7 protein-coding genes are annotated in these 19,021 nt (G+C 69.3%); 5 read left to right on the top strand and 2 right to left on the bottom strand.

The window, feature by feature from the left end:
* Positions 1 to 188: 188 nt before the first annotated feature.
* The gene (gene mfd / locus ABT009_RS26040; RefSeq protein ID WP_351299559.1) at positions 189 to 3,719 is read left to right on the top strand and encodes a transcription-repair coupling factor; all 3,531 of its coding nucleotides are present in this window, start codon (positions 189 to 191) and stop codon (positions 3,717 to 3,719) included.
* Positions 3,720 to 3,775: 56 nt separating this feature from the next.
* On the opposite strand, the gene ABT009_RS26035 is transcribed toward mfd, so the two are convergent.
* Positions 3,776 to 4,378 carry a TetR/AcrR family transcriptional regulator gene (locus tag ABT009_RS26035; RefSeq protein ID WP_351299556.1) on the bottom strand — a complete coding sequence of 201 codons (603 nt, stop codon included), beginning with the start codon at positions 4,376 to 4,378 and terminating at the stop codon, positions 3,776 to 3,778.
* A 112-nt stretch (positions 4,379 to 4,490) separates the two neighbouring features.
* On the opposite strand from ABT009_RS26035, the gene ABT009_RS26030 reads away from it, so the two are divergent.
* Complete coding sequence (locus ABT009_RS26030) at positions 4,491 to 5,402, top strand: SCO6745 family protein (RefSeq protein ID WP_351299553.1); 912 nt, start codon at positions 4,491 to 4,493, stop codon at positions 5,400 to 5,402.
* Positions 5,403 to 5,661: 259 nt separating this feature from the next.
* Here the strand turns inward: ABT009_RS26030 and ABT009_RS26025 are convergent, their stop codons facing one another.
* Positions 5,662 to 5,856: an antitoxin gene (locus tag ABT009_RS26025; RefSeq protein ID WP_351299550.1), complete on the bottom strand. Its 195-nt coding sequence runs from the start codon at positions 5,854 to 5,856 to the stop codon at positions 5,662 to 5,664.
* 343 nt (positions 5,857 to 6,199) lie between these two features.
* Between ABT009_RS26025 and ABT009_RS26020 the strand changes: the two genes are divergently transcribed.
* The 3 genes from ABT009_RS26020 to ABT009_RS26010 all read left to right on the top strand — a co-directional run bounded on the left by ABT009_RS26020 (position 6,200) and on the right by ABT009_RS26010 (position 18,919).
* Entirely contained in the window at positions 6,200 to 6,925 is a 726-nt protein-coding gene (locus ABT009_RS26020) for an HNH endonuclease family protein (protein WP_351299547.1), read from the top strand.
* A gap of 295 nt (positions 6,926 to 7,220) precedes the next feature.
* Complete coding sequence (locus ABT009_RS26015; RefSeq protein ID WP_351299545.1) at positions 7,221 to 18,257, top strand: LamG-like jellyroll fold domain-containing protein; 11,037 nt, start codon at positions 7,221 to 7,223, stop codon at positions 18,255 to 18,257.
* The gene (locus tag ABT009_RS26010) at positions 18,254 to 18,919 is read left to right on the top strand and encodes a hypothetical protein (RefSeq protein WP_351299542.1); all 666 of its coding nucleotides are present in this window, start codon (positions 18,254 to 18,256) and stop codon (positions 18,917 to 18,919) included. The genes ABT009_RS26015 and ABT009_RS26010 overlap by 4 nt, the downstream gene beginning before the upstream one ends.
* Positions 18,920 to 19,021 lie beyond the last annotated feature (102 nt).

The raw sequence follows: 19,021 nt of genomic DNA, 5'->3' as shown, positions 1-19,021 counted from the left end.
GGTCGTCGGTCAGCAGATCGACGGCGGCGTAGACCCTGGCGCAGCCCGTCCGGGGCGTCCTTCAGGGCGGCGAGTCGATCGCTCGGACGGGTGAGTGCCTCGTCGGCGTCGTACGCTGGAGGCCCCCGGCCCGTACAACGTGTCGGGCGGTTCGCGTTGCCCCCTCTCACTCCGGACGGATGCCCTTCATGAGCCTGCACGGTCTGCTCGACGCCGTAGTCAAGGACCCCGCACTCGCCGAAGCGGTAAGGGCCGCCACCGACGGCAACCGCATGCACGTCGACCTGGTCGGCCCGCCCGCGGCCCGCCCCTTCGCGGTGGCGGCGCTGGCGCGCGAGACGAACCGCCCCGTCCTGGCGGTGACGGCGACCGGCCGGGAGGCGGAGGACCTCGCGGCGGCGCTCAGGTCCCTCCTGCCCGCCGACGAAGTCGTGGAGTACCCGTCGTGGGAGACGCTCCCGCACGAGCGGCTCTCGCCGAGGTCCGACACCGTGGGCCGCCGCCTCGCCGTCCTGCGGCGCCTCGCCCACCCGAGCGCCGACGACCCCGAGACCGGCCCGGTCTCCGTCGTCGTCTCACCCGTGCGTTCCGTGCTCCAGCCGCAGGTCAAGGGCCTCGGCGACCTCGAGCCGGTGTCTTTGCGCACCGGACAGCAGGCGGATCTCGAAGAGACGGTGGACGCGCTGGCCGCCGCGGCGTACGCGCGCGTGGAACTCGTCGAGAAGCGCGGAGAGTTCGCCGTCCGCGGCGGCATCCTCGACGTCTTCCCGCCGACCGAGGAGCATCCGCTCCGCGTGGAGTTCTGGGGCGACGACGTCGAGGAGATCCGCTACTTCAAGGTCGCCGACCAGCGCTCCCTCGAAGTCGCCCAGCACGGCCTGTGGGCGCCGCCCTGCCGCGAGCTGCTGCTCACCGACGACGTGCGGCAGCGCGCGGCAGCCCTTGCCGAGCAGCATCCTGAGCTCGGCGAACTGCTCGGGAAGATCGCCGAGGGCATCGCGGTCGAGGGCATGGAGTCCCTCGCCCCGGTCCTCGTCGACGACATGGAGCTGCTCCTCGACGTCCTGCCCAAGGGCAGCATGGCCGTCGTCTGCGACCCGGAGCGGGTACGGACGCGAGCCGCGGACCTGGTGGCGACGTCGCAGGAGTTCCTGCAGGCCTCCTGGGCGGCCAGCGCGGGGGGCGGCGAGGCGCCCATCGACGTCGGCGCCGCGTCCCTGTGGTCCATCGCCGACGTCCGCGACCGGGCCCGTGAGCTGGACATGATGTGGTGGTCGGTGTCCCCGTTCGCCGCCGACGAGGAGCTTGACGCCGACACGCTGAAGCTGGGCATGCACGCCCCCGAGACGTACCGCGGCGACACGGCCAGAGCGCTGGCCGACACCAAGGGCTGGATCTCCGACGGCTGGCACACCGTCTACGTCACCGAGGGGCACGGCACCGCGTCCCGCACCGTCGAGGTGCTCGGCGGCGAGGGCATCGCGGCCCGCTTCGACCAGGACCTGGGCGAGCTCACCCCGTCCGTCGTGCACGTCTCCTGCGGTTCGATCGACTACGGCTTCGTCGACCCCGCCCTGAAACTCGCGGTCCTCACCGAGACCGACCTGACCGGGCAGAAGGCGGCCGGCAAGGACGGCGCGCGCATGCCCGCCCGCCGCCGCAAGACCATCGACCCGCTGACCCTCGAGGCGGGCGACTACATCGTCCACGAGCAGCACGGCGTCGGCCGCTACATCGAGATGGTGCAGCGCACGGTGCAGGGCGCGACCCGCGAGTACCTGGTCGTCGAGTACGCGCCCGCCAAGCGCGGCCAGCCCGGCGACCGGCTGTACATCCCCACCGACCAGCTGGAGCAGATCACCAAGTACGTCGGCGGTGAGGCGCCCACGCTGCACCGGCTCGGCGGCGCCGACTGGACCAAGACCAAGGCGCGCGCGAAGAAGGCGGTCAAGGAGATCGCCGCGGACCTGATCAGGCTCTACAGCGCGCGCATGGCGGCGCCCGGCCACGCCTTCGGCCCGGACACGCCCTGGCAGCGAGAGCTGGAGGACGCCTTCCCGTACGCGGAGACGCCCGACCAGCTGACCACGATCGCCGAGGTCAAGGAGGACATGGAGAAGACGGTCCCGATGGACCGGCTGATCTGCGGCGACGTCGGCTACGGCAAGACGGAGATCGCCGTCCGCGCCGCCTTCAAGGCCGTCCAGGACGGCAAGCAGGTCGCGGTGCTGGTGCCCACGACGCTGCTGGTGCAGCAGCACTTCGGCACGTTCTCCGAGCGGTACGGCCAGTTCCCCGTGAACGTCCGAGCCCTGAGCCGCTTCCAGACGGACACCGAGGCGAAGGCGACCCTGGAGGGGCTGCGCGAAGGCTCCGTGGACATCGTCATCGGCACGCACCGCCTCTTCTCCTCCGAAACCAAGTTCAAGGACCTGGGCCTGGTCATCGTCGACGAGGAGCAGCGCTTCGGCGTCGAGCACAAGGAGCAGCTGAAGAAGCTCCGCGCCAACGTCGACGTACTGACGATGTCGGCGACCCCCATTCCCCGTACGCTCGAGATGGCTGTGACCGGCATCCGCGAGATGTCGACGATCACGACCCCGCCGGAGGAGCGGCACCCGGTGCTGACCTTCGTCGGGCCGTACGAGGAGAAGCAGATCGGCGCCGCGATCCGCCGTGAACTGCTGCGCGAGGGCCAGGTCTTCTACATCCACAACCGTGTCGAGTCGATCGACCGGGCGGCCGCGCGGCTGCGCGACATCGTGCCCGAGGCCCGTATCGCCACGGCCCACGGCCAGATGTCCGAATCGACGCTTGAGCAGGTCGTCGTGGACTTCTGGGAGAAGAAGTACGACGTCCTCGTCTCCACGACGATCGTCGAGTCGGGCATCGACATCTCCAACGCCAACACGCTGATCGTCGAGCGCGGCGACAACTTCGGCCTCTCGCAGCTCCACCAGCTGCGGGGCCGCGTCGGCCGCGGCCGCGAGCGCGGCTACGCCTACTTCCTGTACCCGCCGGAGAAGCCCCTGACCGAGACCGCACACGAGCGGCTCGCGACCATCGCCCAGCACACGGAGATGGGCGCGGGCATGTACGTGGCGATGAAGGACCTGGAGATCCGCGGCGCCGGAAACCTGCTGGGCGGAGAGCAGTCCGGTCATATCGCGGGCGTCGGTTTCGACCTGTACGTACGCATGGTCGGCGAGGCCGTCGCGGACTACCGGGCGTCGCTGGAGGGCGGTGTCGAGGAGGAGCCGCCGCTCGAGGTCAAGATCGAGCTCCCGGTCGACGCGCACGTCCCGCACGACTACGCGCCCGGCGAGCGGCTGCGGCTGCAGGCATACCGCGCGATCGCCTCCGTCAACACGGAGGACGACATCAAGTCCGTACGCGAGGAACTGGTGGACCGCTACGGCAAGTTGCCGGAGCCGGTGGAGAACCTGCTGCTGGTGGCGGGCCTGCGCATGCTCGCGCGCGCGTGCGGAGTCGGCGAGATCGTGCTGCAGGGCAACAACATCCGCTTCGCCCCTGTGGAGCTGCGCGAGTCGCAGGAGCTGCGGCTGAAGCGGCTCTACCCGGGCACGGTCATCAAGCCCGCGGTCCACCAGGTGCTCGTGCCGCGGCCCAAGACGGCCAAGGTCGGCGGGAAGCCGCTGGTCGGGCGGGAACTGCTGGGGTGGACCGGGGAGTTCCTGACGTCGATTCTCGGGTCGTAGCAGGTATTACGACTCCGGGGTTATCACGGCACCAGGGTTTGCACGACTCCGGGGTTTTACGACTCCGGAGTCGCGGCTGTCTGTTCCGGTGTGGCGCCCGACCGGAACAGCATCCCCGTCAGGGCGCGGAAGACGTCCTCGGGATCGCGGTCGCCCACCGGTCCGTCCAGGTTGTGGCTGAGCAGCAGCGTGGCGAAGCCGTGGGCCAGGGACCAGGCGGCCACGCCGGCGAGGCGGGCGTCGGGGCCGCGGCCCGACGAGGGGACGGCGGCCACCGCGGTGCGCAGGCGCTCGCCTGCGAGCGCCCTGGCCGTGGCGAGTTCGAGGTCGTTCTCGCGCAGCAGCTCCGGCGCGAACATCACCTGGAAGTGGGCCGCATGCTCGCGCGCGAACCGGACATAGCGCACGCCCGCGTCCCGTAGGTCCTTCGCCTCCTCGAGCGCGGTGGCCAGCAGGGCGTATCCCTCGGCCGCGATCGCGGTGAGCAGGCCCGTGCGGTCCTTGAAGTGGTGAGCGGGAGCGGCGTGCGACACGCCCGCCCGGCGGGCCAGGTCGCGCAGGCTCAGCGCGGACGGCCCGTCGGAGGCGATCACGTCCAGGGCGGCCGACAGCACGGCCCGCCGCAGGTCGCCGTGGTGGTAGGAGCGCTGAGGGTTCATGCCCAGCAGATTACGCCGAATCTAGGCATTGACAAGTTGCGGCTTGGGCGGCCAATCTAGTCACTGTCAAGTTCTTGGGTGGGGTGCGACAGGTGCGACGAGGAGCGAAGCCATGTCGGAGAACGTCAGCAAGACGAGCGGGACGGTGGCGCAGCCGAGGGGGATCGAGCTCGGCCGGGTCAGGCAGATGTGGCATCTGCTGGAGCCGCTGCACGCCGTGCTCTACTACGCGCCCGAGTCCTTCGAGGAAGCGGCCGCGTTCGGTTACGGGACCGAGCTCCGCTGGCCGAGCTACTTCCCGTTCCGTGCGGCCCCGCTGGGCGAGGCCGGGCCCGCGCGTGTGACCTCCGCGTTCTACAGCTTCAGCCCGCGCATGGTCGCCGAGTACGTCGATCCCGCCTGGCGCACAGCCGCGCCTGGGGACGTACTGAAGGCACGGGAGCGGGCGATCGACCGGGCGTATCGGGCGATATTCGGTGACCGGGTGGACAGTCCGGAGCTCGCGGAGGCCGCCGCGCTCGCCCGCCGGGCCGCCGAGGCGGCGAACACCGCGGGCCGCCCGCTCGCCGCGGCCAACGCCGAGCTGCCGTGGCCCGAGGCCCCGCACGAGCAGCTGTGGCACGCGGCGACGATCCTGCGCGAGCACCGCGGCGACGGCCACCTCGCCGCCCTGCTCATAGCCGGACTCGACCCGACCGAGGCGCTGGTCTCCTTCGCGGGCATAGGCGCGGCCTCGGCCGACACGTTCCGCAGCCGCGGGTGGAGCGACGAGGGATGGACGTCCGCCCGCGAACGGCTCTTCGCACGCGGGCTGTTGGACGAGGACGGCGTGGCCACCGAGGCGGGCCGTGCCCTGCGCGCGGAGGTGGAGCGGCACACGGACGAGCTGGCCGCCGGCCCGTGGGAGGCCCTCGGCCCGGACGCCACCGCCCGGCTCGCCGATCTGCTGGGGGAGTTCTGGGTCGCCGTACTCGGCTCGGGGCTTCTGCCGTCGGAGACGACGCTGGGGATCGGCAAGGTGTGACAGGGCGGGCTTGAGGCGGTTGCGGGCGCCTGCGGCGGGCACGGGCGCCTGCTCGCCGAGGTGTGAGAGGGCGGTCACCGCGCCTGGTCTGCCTGTGGACGGTCCGCCGCGGAGCCCTGCGCGGGCGGACCGGCGTTCCAACCGGGAAGCCGCCCACGGGAGTCGGGCTCCGCGGACGGCTTCGTCACTTGACGGCCGGGAGGTGTCGATCGGGAGGCGTCGGTCGCGAGCGCTGCACCTCCGTGCGCTGCGCCCTCCGTCAGGGCTGCGGCCGGTCGGACTCGTGCTCCCGGTCCGTCAGCCTCTCGTTCAGCTGCTGCTGGGCCGCCTCGCCCTGGCCGCCCCGGTCCTCGTAGAAGCCGCCGGTCCTCTCCTCGGACTCTTTGGCGGTCGTCTCGGAGGCGTGCCCGGCCCTGTGGCGGCCCTGGCCCTTGAATCTGTCGAAGATGCCCATTCCAGAGCTCCTTCCGGAGGGATTCACCCACGACCATACGCCCGAGTTGCGAAGAATGCTCGCCTGGGTCACGGCGTGGCCCGAACCAGCCCGCCGCTACGGTGGGCGGGCGGATCCGCGTCTATCGGAGTGCGGGGAGCGGACAGGGGAGGAGAGCGCCGTGACGCTCGGGAGCGTGGGTGACATAGGGAGCGACATAGGCGGCACGGAGGGCCCCGGCCGGCCCTCGGCAGCGCGAATGTCGCGCGGCGCGGGCGACTCAGGGGGTGCACGGGGCGACTCGGGAGGCGCGCGCGGCGACTCAGGAGGTGCCCGGCATCCGAAGCGGGGACCCCGGGCGGCCGTGGCGGCCCTGGCCGCTGTGCTGTTCGCCGCGGCCGCCGCCGGCTGCGTCCCCGACGATCCGGCTGCCGGTCCGGGCACCGGTTCGAAGGAGCCGTCGGCCACGGGGCCGGCGGGTTCCGCTCTCGCCGCCGTGGACTCGCTCACCGTGAAGGGCAGGGCGCCCAAGACCGGTTTCGACCGGGACGAGTTCGGCAGCCCATGGGCCGACACGGATTCGAACGGCTGCGGAACCCGCGACGACGTGCTGAAACGCGACCTGAAGGACGTGAGGTTCAAGGCCGGGGACGACGGCTGTTCCGTGGCCTCCGGGACGCTTGCGCCCGATCCGTACACCGGCGAGGACATCACCTTCGTGCGCGGCCGCAGTCAGGTCGACATCGATCATCTCGTCGCCCTGTCGGACGCCTGGCAGAAGGGCGCCCAGCAGTGGGACGCGAGCAAGCGCATCGCGCTCGCCAACGACCCGCTGAACCTCCTCGCCGTGGGTGCGAGCCAGAACCGGAGCAAGGGGGACGGCGACACGGCGACGTGGCTGCCGCCCCGCAAGGCCTTCCGCTGCGATTACGTGGCGCGTCAGGTGGCCGTCAAGAAGAAGTACGGGCTGTGGGTGACCGCCGCCGAGAAGGCCGCCATGAAGCGCGTCCTCTCCGGCTGTCCGCAGCAGCCGCTGCCGGCCCCCGGGGACGCCCCGACCGAGGCGCCGAGCCGGTTCCACGCGGGCTGAGGCGTGCCCGTCGGCCTCGGCGGGGGTCGACGTCGAACCAGTCGTGAGCGTTCACGTGTCCGGACGCGGTGCGGTGCGGTACGGGCGCGGTCGGATGAAGATACCCGGTCGCAAAGGTGGCCAACTCGCAAAGAAGTTGACAAGGATGAATCGGATAGTCGGTATAAGTCGGTCTGGTTGAGCAAGAAACGGTCAAAGCAAGGCCAAGATCGGTCCGCCTACCTGTGCACGGGATGTTCGCGGCGTGCAAGATCAGCGCGTTTCTGTGGCCTTCCTGAGTCCGGGAGTCAAAGCCGTGCGCGCTCGGCCTTTCCGCCGTCTCCGCCCCGTCCGTCGCATTCGTCGCGTCCGCCCTACCGGTCGCGTCCACCGCCTGCGGCGCGGCATCGCGTTTCTCGTCCTGACCGCGCTCGCGGTGATGCTGACGACCCAGCAGGCCATGGCCGACGGCGCGGAGTTGGACGCCATCTCGCTGCCGAGCCTCACCTCGCTGTCGTCCTGGTTCAAGGACCCGCGATGGGGCAAGCTGCCGCACCAGCAGTCGGGGACCGCGGCTGGGCACAAGCACCATGTGTCCGCGAAGGCCACCGAGGCCCACCGCGGCGCGGGCCACGCCCCCGGCAAGGGACGCGGAGAGCTCGCCGCCTACCACGCGCACAAGTCGGCCGTCGTGCGCGGCAGGAGCCAGGGCGGTGCCGGCTTCAACGCCAAGACCAGCAAGCGGAACGCGGGCAAGTCGTCCCGTACGGAGACCGTCTTCAACAACGCGGACGGCAGTACGACCCGGGACATATCCCCGACGCCCGTCAACTACCAGGTGAGAAAGGGGAAATGGGCGCCGATAGATGTCGACGTGCGGGCCGGGCCGGACGGTCGCTGGCACGAGAAGGCCAACTCCCTCGCCGTCGACTTCGCCCGCAAGGCCGATGACTCCGCCCTCGCCACCTTCGCCGTCGACGGCAAGCACTCCCTCGCGTACGGCCTGAAGGGCGCCGCCTCCGTCAAGGGGACGGCCGACGGCTCCACCGTCACGTACAAGAACGTCCTGGACGGGACCGATCTCGAGCTCGCCCCCATCGCCACCGGGCTGAAGGAAGCGGTCGTCCTGCACTCGGCGGACGCCGGGAACAGCTGGACCTTCCCGCTCGCCCTCAAGGGCCTCACGCCCGTCCTGACCAAGAACGGCTCGGTCGCCCTGCGTAACGCCGCCGGCAAGACCGTCGAGCGCATTCCCGCCGCGTACGCCTACGACTCGAAGGTGAACCGCCGCTCCGGGGACCCGGCCACCACCTACGACGTCACGTACAAGCTCCTGCACGACAAGAGCGGCTACGCGCTCAAGGTGACCCTGGACGACAGCTGGCTGCACGACCCGCGCCGCGTCTTCCCGGTCACCGTGGACCCGACCGTCGACGACGGCTGGACCACCACCTACGTCGAGTCGCCCGACGCCCAGGACCATTCCTTCGAGCAGACCATCAAGACCGGCTCGTACGACTCCGGCACCCACAAGGCGATCGGGTTCTCCAACCACTGGGACACCGCCTGGGACGGCAGCAACGCCACCGTCACCGAAGCGCATCTGGACATCTTCGACACCTGGGCCTCCACCTGCACCCCCGAGCGGTTCGACGTCGCCCTGGTCACCCAGGCGTGGACACCGGAGTCCGCCACCACCTATCCGGGCCCGTCGCACGGCTCCTCGATCGGCAACGTGACGCCGAACGTGCCCAACGCCTGCGCGAACACCGCCGCCGACCGCACCGTCGGCGACTGGGTGCAGGTTCCGCTGTCCACCTCCGCCATCCAGGGCTGGTTCAGCGGCACCACCGCCGACTACGGACTCGCCGTCTACGCGTCGACCACCGACAACCTGCACTGGAAGCAGTTCGGCTCCTTCAACGACCCGGCCGACGGCCCGCACATCCTGGTCACCTACACGGGCAACACCGCTCCGCAGCTGTACGAGCAGTTCCCGAGCGACAACGCGGTCGTGAACACCACCCAGCCCGAGCTGACGGCCTGGGCGGGCGGTGCCAACTCGACGAGCGGCAGCACCGACCAGTACGTCTTCAAGGTCTACGACAGCACGGGGACCAAGATCGCCGACTCCGGCCTGATCTCCACGGGCGACTGGACCGTCCCGGCGGGCAAGCTGGCCTGGAACAAGAACTACACCTGGACCGTTCAGGCGTACGACGGCGGCCTGTACTCACCCGCGGACCCGTACGCCATGTCCGTGCAGGTACCGCAGCCCGTGATCACGTCCGGGCTGTCGCAGAACAGCAGTGACCACGGCTTCGACGCCTCGATCGGCAACTACACGACCTCCGACACCGACGCGTCGATCTCCACGGTCGGCCCGTCGCTGGACGTGGAACGCGACTACAACTCCCGCGACCCGCGCTGGACCGGTGCGTTCGGCGCCGGCTGGTCGAGCATCTTCGACTCGCGCGCCACCGAGCAGTACACCGCGTCCGGAGCTGTCTCCAGCGTCTACGTCACCTACCCGGACGGCTCGCAGGTCGGCTACGGCAAGAACAGCGACGGCACCTTCACGCCCGGCAACGGCCGCTTCGCCACCTTCAAGTCGGTCACCGGCGGCTACTCGCTGACCGACAAGGACGACACGGTCTACACCTTCACCCAGTCCCTGGGCTCCGGCGGCTACGGCCTGACCTCCGTCACCGACGCCAACGGCCGCACCATCAACCTCACCTGGACCACCGGCCACGTCACCAAGATGGCCTCCGCCGTCTCCGGCCGCTCCCTGAACCTGACCTGGTCCACGCCGAGCGGCGCGTCCGCAGCGCACGTCGCGACCGTCGTCACCGACCCGGTCACCGCCGGCGACTCCTCCACCGCCCAGACCTGGACCTACAGCTACACCGGCGACCAGCTGACGAAGGTGTGCTCGCCGCTGTCCACGACGGCGTGCACCACGTACGGCTACACGAGCGGCTCGCAGTACAACAACGCCTCGCTCGACCTCGACCCGCACACGTACTGGCCGCTGTCGGAGACCTCGGGCACCACGGCGAAGGACACCGTCCTCGCCAACGAGGGCACCACCAACGCGACGTACGAGAACGTGACGCTGGGCCAGACCGGCCCGCTGACCGGCTCCTCCGCCAAGGCCGCCGGGTTCAACGGCACCTCGTCCGACATCTCGCTGCCCAAGAACCTCGGCAACGACACCGACTCGGGCGCGCTCTCCCTGTGGTTCAAGACCTCTGCGGGTCCCGGCGTCCTCTACTCGTACGCGTCGCAGCCCATCGGCTCCGGGCAGGCCGCCGGGTTCTACACGCCGTCGATCTACGTCGGTACGGACGGCAAGCTGAACGCCGAGTTCTGGTACAGCGGCGGCATCAACCCGATCGTCTCCTCCGCCTCCGTCGCCGACGGCCACTGGCACCACGTCGTACTGTCGGCCGCGGGCAACTCGCAGACGCTGTACCTCGACAACGCCAAGGTCGGCTCGCGCACCGGCACCGTCTCCATCCAGAGCGCGGACGCCTTCGGCAAGAACCAGTCGTTCAACTACCTCGGCACCGGCTTCCTCGGCGGCAACTGGCCCGACGAGCCGCACCAGAGCTCCACCGAGAAGGACGGCTACGCGACCTACTTCAACGGCTCCATCGCGGACGCCGCCTGGTACGGCCGTCCGCTCGTCGCCGCCGACGTCAACTCCCTCTACCAGTACGGCACCCACGCGGCGAGCCTGCTGACCTCCATCAAGCGGCCGTCCGGCAAGACGTACGCGGCCATGACGTACGACACGGCCACCACCACGCTCACCCAGCTCACCGACGAGAACGGCGGCGTCTGGAAGCTCGCGGCGCCCACGGTCGCCGGGTCCAGCCAGACGTACCGGGGCGCTGTCCTCGGCGCCGCCCCCTCCGCGTACTTCCGGCTCGGCGAGGCGGCGGGCGCGAGCACGGCCGTCGACGAGGTGCGGGGCGGAAGCGGCACGTACAACGCGGCGACCCTCGGCGTCACCGGACCGTTCAGCGACCAGAAGGCGGCGTCGTTCAACGGCAGCAGTTCGTCCGTGACCCTGCCCTCCGGGCTGGTACCCGGTTCGGGCAACGAGTCGGTCAGCATGTGGTTCAAGACCTCGACCGCGAACGGAGTGCTGTTCAGCGCCTCGCGTGACCCGTTGAGCTCCGGAACGACAGCCACCGGCTACACCCCTGTCCTGTATGTCGGCAGCAGCGGAAAGCTGTACGGCGAGTTCTGGTTCTCCACCGGCTCCGACAATCCGCTGGTCTCCTCCTCGGCCGTGACCGACGGCAAGTGGCACCACGTGGTCCTGTCGGCGTCGGCCGGCACGCAGTCGCTGTACCTCGACGACGCGCTGGTCGGCTCGCAGAGCGGCACCGCCGCCATGACCAACCAGCCCTACACCTACGTGGGCGCCGGCTTCCTCGGCGGCAACTGGCCTGACGAGACGCACCACAGCACCACCGACAACACCGGCTACGCCACCTACTTCAACGGCTCGATCGCCGAGGCCGCCGTCTACCGCTCCCAGCTGTCCGCCGCGGACGTGTCGGAGCAGTGGGAGGCCGCGAAGAACTCCACCGGGCTCCTCCCGGTCGAGACGGTCAACGTGACCTCGCCGACCAACGCCACGCTCACCTACACATACGACGTCACCAACGGCAACCGTGCGCTGACCGAGACCGACGGCCTCGGCAACAAGACGAGCTTCGGCTACGACACCGGCGGCTTCGAGCACACGGTCACCGACCCCAACGGCTCGATGACGGTCACCGGTCATGACGTGCGCGGCAACGTGGTGTCCTCGACGTCCTGCCAGGACCAGGCCGCGAACAAGTGCAACACCGAGTACTACACGTACTACCCGGACGACACCACGGCCCAGCTGACCACCGCCGACCCGCGCAACGACCAGCTGCTGACCGAGCGCGACGGCCGCTCGACGTCGGCTACGGACACCACGTATCTGACGTCGTACACCTACGACTCGGCGGGCAACCAGACCGCGATCACGGGTCCGGCCGTGGCCGGCTTCCCGAACGGCCGTACCACCACGACCGTCTACAGCGACGGCACCAGCACCTACCCGGCAGCTGACAGCGGAGCGGTGCCCAAGGGCCTGCCCGTGAAGACGATCAGCCCCGGCGGCGCCGTCAACACGGTGTCGTACTTCAAGAACGGCGACGTCGCGTCGACCACCGACGCCATCGGTCTCGTCACGTCGTACGCCTACGACGGTCTCGGCCAGGTGCTGAGCCAGAAGGTCGTCTCGGACACCTATCCGAACGGGCTGACCACGACGTACAAGTACGACGCGGGCGGCCAGGTCATCGAGGAGCACGACCCGCAGCTCACCGACCGCGTCACGGGCGCCACGCACGCCGCCGTCACCAGCACCGTCTACGACGACGACGGCGACGTCACCTCGCAGACCGTCTCCGACGCGAGCGGCGGCGACCAGTCCCGCACCGAGACGCAGACCTACGACGCCTACGACCAGGTGCTGACCGAGTCGGACGCCAACGCAGCCGCGGGCGCGTCCAACGGCAACACCACGACGTACACGTACGACACCTCCGGCAACAAGACCAAGGAGGTGACGTCGGCGGGCGTCGACACCCGCTACACGTACGACGACAACGGCAACCTGCTCACGCAGGGCCTGATGTACACGGGCGACCCGGTCAACCCGCAGACGGCGACCCTGCTCACCGAGTCGTCGCGCGCCTACGACCCGGCCGGGCGCCTCGCGTCGGTGACCGACGCCATGGGCAACACGACGTCCTACACCTACACCGACGACGGCCTGACCGCCTCGGTGAAGAAGACCAGTGCCGACGCCAACAGCACGTACGTGCTGGAGTCGGACACCTACGACGCCGCCGGCAACCTGCTCTCCTCCACCACCGACAACGGCGAGACCGTCACCAACTACAAGGTGGACGCGGCCTCCCGGACCACCTCCACCACGGTCGACCCGACGGGAGTGGACCGCGTCTCGACCGTCTCGTACACGCCGGACGACGAGATCGCGACGGAGAACGACCACGACTCGTCCGGATACGACCGCACCACCACCAGCACGTACGACGACATGGGCAATGTGCTCAGCGAGACCCTGTACGGGGACGCCTCGGGTCACCCGGCGGGCTGGTGGAAGCTCAACCAGACGTCCGGCACGAACGTCACCGACGCCTCCGGCACCGGCAACACGGCGACCGCCGGATCCGGCGTGACCTGGGCGGACGACGCGGCCAAGTTCAACGGGACCAGCACCGGCACCGGCGACGTCATCGCGACCAGCAGTCCGGTCCTGGACACCACGGCCTCCTACACGGTGTCCGCCTGGGTGAACCTGGCCGACACCTCCACCTACCGCACGTTCGTCGCACAGGGCGGCACCAACCGGGCCTCCTTCTACCTGCAGTACTCGAAGGCGGACAACGCGTTCCGCCTCCACGCGGCGAGCTCCGACGTAGCCTCCCCGTCCGCGTTCTACGACGCCACGGCCTCCACGGCGCCGACGTTGAACACCTGGACGCACCTGGTCGGCGTCTTCGACGCGACGACCGGCTCGATGAAGCTGTACGTCAACGGCGCGCAGGCGGGCTCGGCCACCGACACCTCGCCGTGGACCGGCACCGGACCGCTGTCCATCGGCGGCACCAAGACCGCCGGCGGCACCACCAGCGACGTGGTCAACGGCGAGGTCGACAACGTCCAGACCTACCAGCGGGCCCTGTCCGCCTCCGAGGTCTCGTCCCTCTACGGCAAGGGCCGCAGCGGCGGCACCGTCGGCTCCTCGGACGAGCAGACCACCAAGTACGCCTACGACAAGCAGGGCCTGCAGACGTCCATGACGGACGCCGAGCACAACACGACCACCTACGCCTACGACGAGGCGGGCAACCTCGCGGTCACCACCGCGCCCGCCGTCCAGGCCGAGGCGGACGGCACGAATCCGGCGACCGTGCACCCCGTCACCACCAGCGGTTTCAACACCTTCGGTGAGGCGGTCGAGGAGCAGGACCCGAACGGCCTGACGACGACCACGGCGTACGACGCGAACGGCGACAAGGTCTCCGAGACGCTGCCCTCGTACACCCCGGCGGGCGGCTCCTCGCCCAACGCGGGCACCACCGTGTGGACGTACGACAGCGAGGGCAACCAGACCTCCGAGACGACTCCCGGCGGCAAGACGACCTCGTACCTGTACGACCAGATGGGCAACGTCGCCCAGATCACGGCGCCGGACAGCACGAAGACGCACGCCACGTACGACACGAACGGCGACCAGCTGTCGGCGTCGGACGCCACAGGTGCCGCCAGTCAGGCCACATACGACTTCCTCGGCAGGCAGCTGACCTCCACGACGCTGGAGCGCTACCCGTCGACGAAGACGCTGACGACCACGAACTCGTACGCGGTCAACACCGGCAACCCGTACGGCGCGCACGTCGCGTCGACCACGTCGCCGGGTGGGGTGACCACCTCGTACGGCTACAACCGGGCCGGCGACGTCACCTCGGTGACGGACGGCGCGGGCAACGCCACCCACTTCACGTACGACTTCGAGGGCAACCAGCAGAAGACGATCCTGCCGGACGGCACCTGGACCGAGACGGACTACAACGCCTCGGGCGACCCGACCTACAACAAGCAGTACGACGCGAACAACAACCTGCTCACGCAGACCTCGCAGACGTACGACGGCGTGGGCAACCTGACCGCCGCGACCGACGCGAACGGCCACACCACGCGCTGGACGTACGACGCGGCGGGCACGATCACGCAGGAGGTCGAGCCGGTCGACGCCTCGACGTCGATCACCACGACGTTCGGCTACGACGCGGCGGGCAACCGCACCCGCTTCACGGACGGCCGCGGCAACTCCTGGCGCTACACGTACACGCCGTGGGGCCAGCAGGAGAAGGTGATCGAGCCGACGACGTCCACGTACACGTCGGCGGCCGACTCGACGACCACTTTCGCCTACGACGCGGACGGCCAGCTCACGTCGGCCACGCTGCCGGGCGGCGTCACGTCGGCGATGACGTACGACAACAACGGTCAGCTGAAGACCATGTCGGGTTCGGGCGCGGACGCGGCGACGGCGAAGCGCAGCTTCACCTACGACGCGGACGGCCGGGTCCTGTCGGCGGACACAGACGTGGCGGGCACCGCAGGCCAGGCCGACTACCAGGCCGCCACGCACGACGCGTTCACGTACGACGACCGGGGCGACGTGCTCACGGCGTCGGGTTCGGCGGGTTCGTCGAATTTCACGTACAACAACGACGGCTCGATGCTGACGCGCACGGACGCGGCGGGCACGACGTCGTACGGCTACGACACGGCAGGCCGGCTGTCATCGCTGAACGACGCGGCGACCGGCACCCAGCTGACGTACACCTACGACCAGTTGAACGACCTGAAGACGGTCAAGTACGGCTCGACGGGCCAGACCCGCACCTTCAGCTACAACAGCGCGCACGAGCTGACCGGTGACGTCCTGGTGCAGGGCGCCTCGACGCCGGCGAGCTTCGCGTACGGCTACGACAACAACGGCAACCTGACGTCGAAGACGACGACGGGTGTGTCGGGCGCCTCGTCGAACACGTACACCTACGACTGGTCGGACCGGCTGACGTCGTGGAACAACGGCAGCACGACGAAGCAGTACACGTACGACGCGTCGGGCAACCGCATCCGGGTCGGCTCGGACGTGTACACGTACGACGCCCGGGACGAGCTGACGTCGGACGGCACGAACACGTACTCGTACTCGGCGCGCGGCACGATGACGCAGGAGTCGTCGTCGGGCGGCTCGGTGGCGTACAAGACGGACGCGTTCGGCGACCAGATCGTGGCGGGCACGCAGTCCTACACGCTGGACGCGCTCGGCCGGAACGTCACCGACACGGACACGGGCGCGCAGTCCACGCGCACCTTCGCCTACTCGGGCGCGGACAACACGATCGCCTCCGACGGCGACAACACCTACACGTACGACCCGGCGGGCGGCGTCATCGGCATCAAGCCGAGCGGCGGCAGCGCGGTCCTGGCCCTGACGGACCAGCACAGCGACGTGGTCGGCACCTTCACCTCGGGTGCGACGGGCCTGTCCGGTTCGGCGTCGTACGACCCGCTGGGCAAGGTGCTGTCGACCAGCTCCATGACCGGCCACCTGGGCTTCCAGTCGGGCTGGACGGAGCCGGGCACGGGCGACGTGGGCACGGCATCGCGCTGGTACAACCCGGACACGGGCCAGTTCCTGAACAAGGACAGCGTCTCGCTGGACGCGGTGCCCAACTCGGTGGCGGCCAACCCGTTCGCATACGTCGACGACAACCCGATGGCGGGCACGGACGAGTCCGGCAACTGCTCCTGGTACGACGTGGTGTGCGGCGCGAAGAAGGTCGCGCACAAGGTCTCGCACGCGGTGCACCACGTGGCGCACAAGGTGTACCACGCGGTCAAGCACGTGGCGCACCGCGTGGTCCACGCGGTCAAGCACGCGGCCCACAAGATCGCGCACCGGGTGCGGGACGTGTACCACGCGACGGTGCGGGTGACGCGGCGCGTCTACCACTACGCGTCACGACATGTGAGACGGGCGTATCACGCGGCGGTCCATGCGGTGCATTCCGCGTACCACAAGGTCTCGCATGTGGTGCACCGGGTGGTGCATGCGGTCAAGCACGCGGCGCACAAGGTCGTCAGCAAGGTCAAGAAGGCCGCCCACGCGGTGGCGCACGCGGCCAGGACGGCGTACCACGCCACGGTCAGCGCGGCGAAGACGGCGGCGAAGTTCGTCAAGCACCACGCCGCTGCTATCACCTCGTTCGTGGTCTCCACGGCGGTGTTCGCCGGCTGCGAGGCGGCGACCTGGGGCGTCGGCACGATCGGCTGCGCGGCCATCGCGGGCGCCGCGGGCTCCCTGGTGGAGCAGGGCTTCAAGTGCGCCCAGGACGGCGGGGACGACTGCAGCGTGGGGGCGTTCGCGGGGTCGGCGGTCGAGGGCGCGGTCGTGGGCGCGGCGGGCGGCAAGCTGGGCGAGCTCGGCGGCAAGCTGCTGGCGAAGGTGGCTCCGAAGGCGATGGAGGCCGTGGGCGGGCTGTTCGGCAAGGGGGCCACGGAAGCCGGGGATTCGGCGGCAGCCGATGCCACGGATGAGGCGGCTTCGGGGGCGGAGTCGGAGGCGGCCGGGACGCGGAGCCAGTCGCACTCAGGAGACAGCTGCCGGGTTCCCGTGCACAGCTTCACCGGAGCGACCCGGGTGCTGATGGCCGACGGTTCGACGAAGGCCATCGACCAGGTGCGGGTGGGTGACACGATCGCGAACTCGGTGCCGGGAGTTGCGGGTACGGAGGCGCACAAGGTCACCGCGGTCATCGTCACGCATACCGACCATGACTTCGTCGACCTGACGATCAAGAAGACGGCGGAGTCCGGTGCCAAGCGCGCGCTGAAGGACGGAGTGAGGGCCGGGGCGAAGTCCCTGGCGAAGAAGGCGGCGCGCAAGGCGGCGTTCGGCCTGGCGGCGTCGGCGGCGGTGCTCGGCGCACTGGGAGCGAGCGGTCACGGGCATGGCGGCCAGGAGCCGGCGACGGCTCCGGTCGCGGCTGTCAGCACGGCATCGCCGGGCCAGGACGCGAAGGCCGGCACGAGTGGCCGGGAGGCCGAGGGCGCGCGTCTGACGACGACGTTCCACCACCCGTTCTACGACGAGACCCAGTCGGCGTTCGTCGAGGCCAAGGACCTCCACACCGGAGACGTCCTGCAGACCCCGACCGGCACGGCCGAGGTCACCGGTGTCCGCCTCTACCACGCGAACACCACGACCTACGACCTCACCATCGGCACCCTCCACACGTACTACGTGGAGGCCGGCGACACGCCGGTCCTGGTTCACAATTGCAACGGAGGCGTTGCGCCCAACGGCGTCGCCTGCGCCTGCAATGGCTCAACGAACCCGTCGGACTCAGACCTTATTCAGGCCATTGCAACGCGGGCCGCGCGTAAGGTGGGAGGCAGTGGGCCGGTCAAGGGAACTGCTAAGCACGCTTACGCGGATAAGCTGCTGCAGCGTTACCAGGGCATCTACGGGAATCGTGGGCTAGTGACTGAACAGAGCTACCTGGGTGGTGTTCCGGTTGCTAGAGGGACTGCCGGCAGCGCTCGGCCGGACGTCTATGATCCGGCCTCGGGAACCGTGTGGGACTATAAATTCGTGCTAAAACCCGGGCGGGGAATCGGCAAGGCACAGGCTGATAAGAACGCGATCAACGTTCCGGGCGTGAATGTGACAATAGAGGTGAATCCGTGAGTAAGTCTGACACGGCAACCGCAAAACGTGTCACCTCTGATTGGGGTGCGGCCCTCCCGGGGTTTTCGGAATGGCGGCCCTTGCGATTGCTGAGACGTATCGGTCCAGTCGTTCAGGGTGTGACTCTTGACCGTACAACGGCAGGCGACGGATACTTTCCCACTACGCATATCCATGCGCTGGTTCGGGAATTTCCGGTTATCGCATTGACGCTTGGTCAGCGACTGGTCACTCCCTCCGGGATTCAAGAGAGCGTTTCGTTTGCGCGCCACTCCGGCGAATATCAATCAGCCGCTCGGCGTCTTGTCGCGCAGAGCAGGTTGTCGTTGGAGGAGCCGCCGACGATTTCAAGCATCGTCGATGCGCTGTATGAACACGTGAGCCTGCAGCAAGAGAGAGGCCTCCCGCCGGCGGTGCGGGAACTCGAAGACGGGGTACTCATTGCCGCCGCGGCCGGAGAACCGTCGCTGGTCGAGTTCGGGCTTCGATTGGCGCGTCAGATGGTGGACGTGTGGCCCAAGGCCCGGCTACCGCTGGACTGGAAGGGAAGCGACATCTGGCTCACCGGCTTGGAAGAACGCATTGCCGATCCCTCTGTCCTGTCGGATGTCGTTGAGCAGCAGATCTCCTTTCATAAACTCGCGAAGGTTGTGAAGGTTTAGCATCTCGGGGCGATGTAGGCTGATCATTCGAGGCGCGGCAAGAGGTAGCGATGCTGCTCTGGGATTATGAAAGCGAAGGCTGGGAGTCGTCGATCTTTGGTA

The sequence above is a fragment of the Streptomyces sp. NPDC002896 genome, from assembly GCF_040295225.1.
GTDB lineage: Bacteria > Actinomycetota > Actinomycetes > Streptomycetales > Streptomycetaceae > Streptomyces.
Note: the sequence above shows the minus strand (reverse complement) of the source record. Positions and strands in the feature narration are given on the sequence as shown.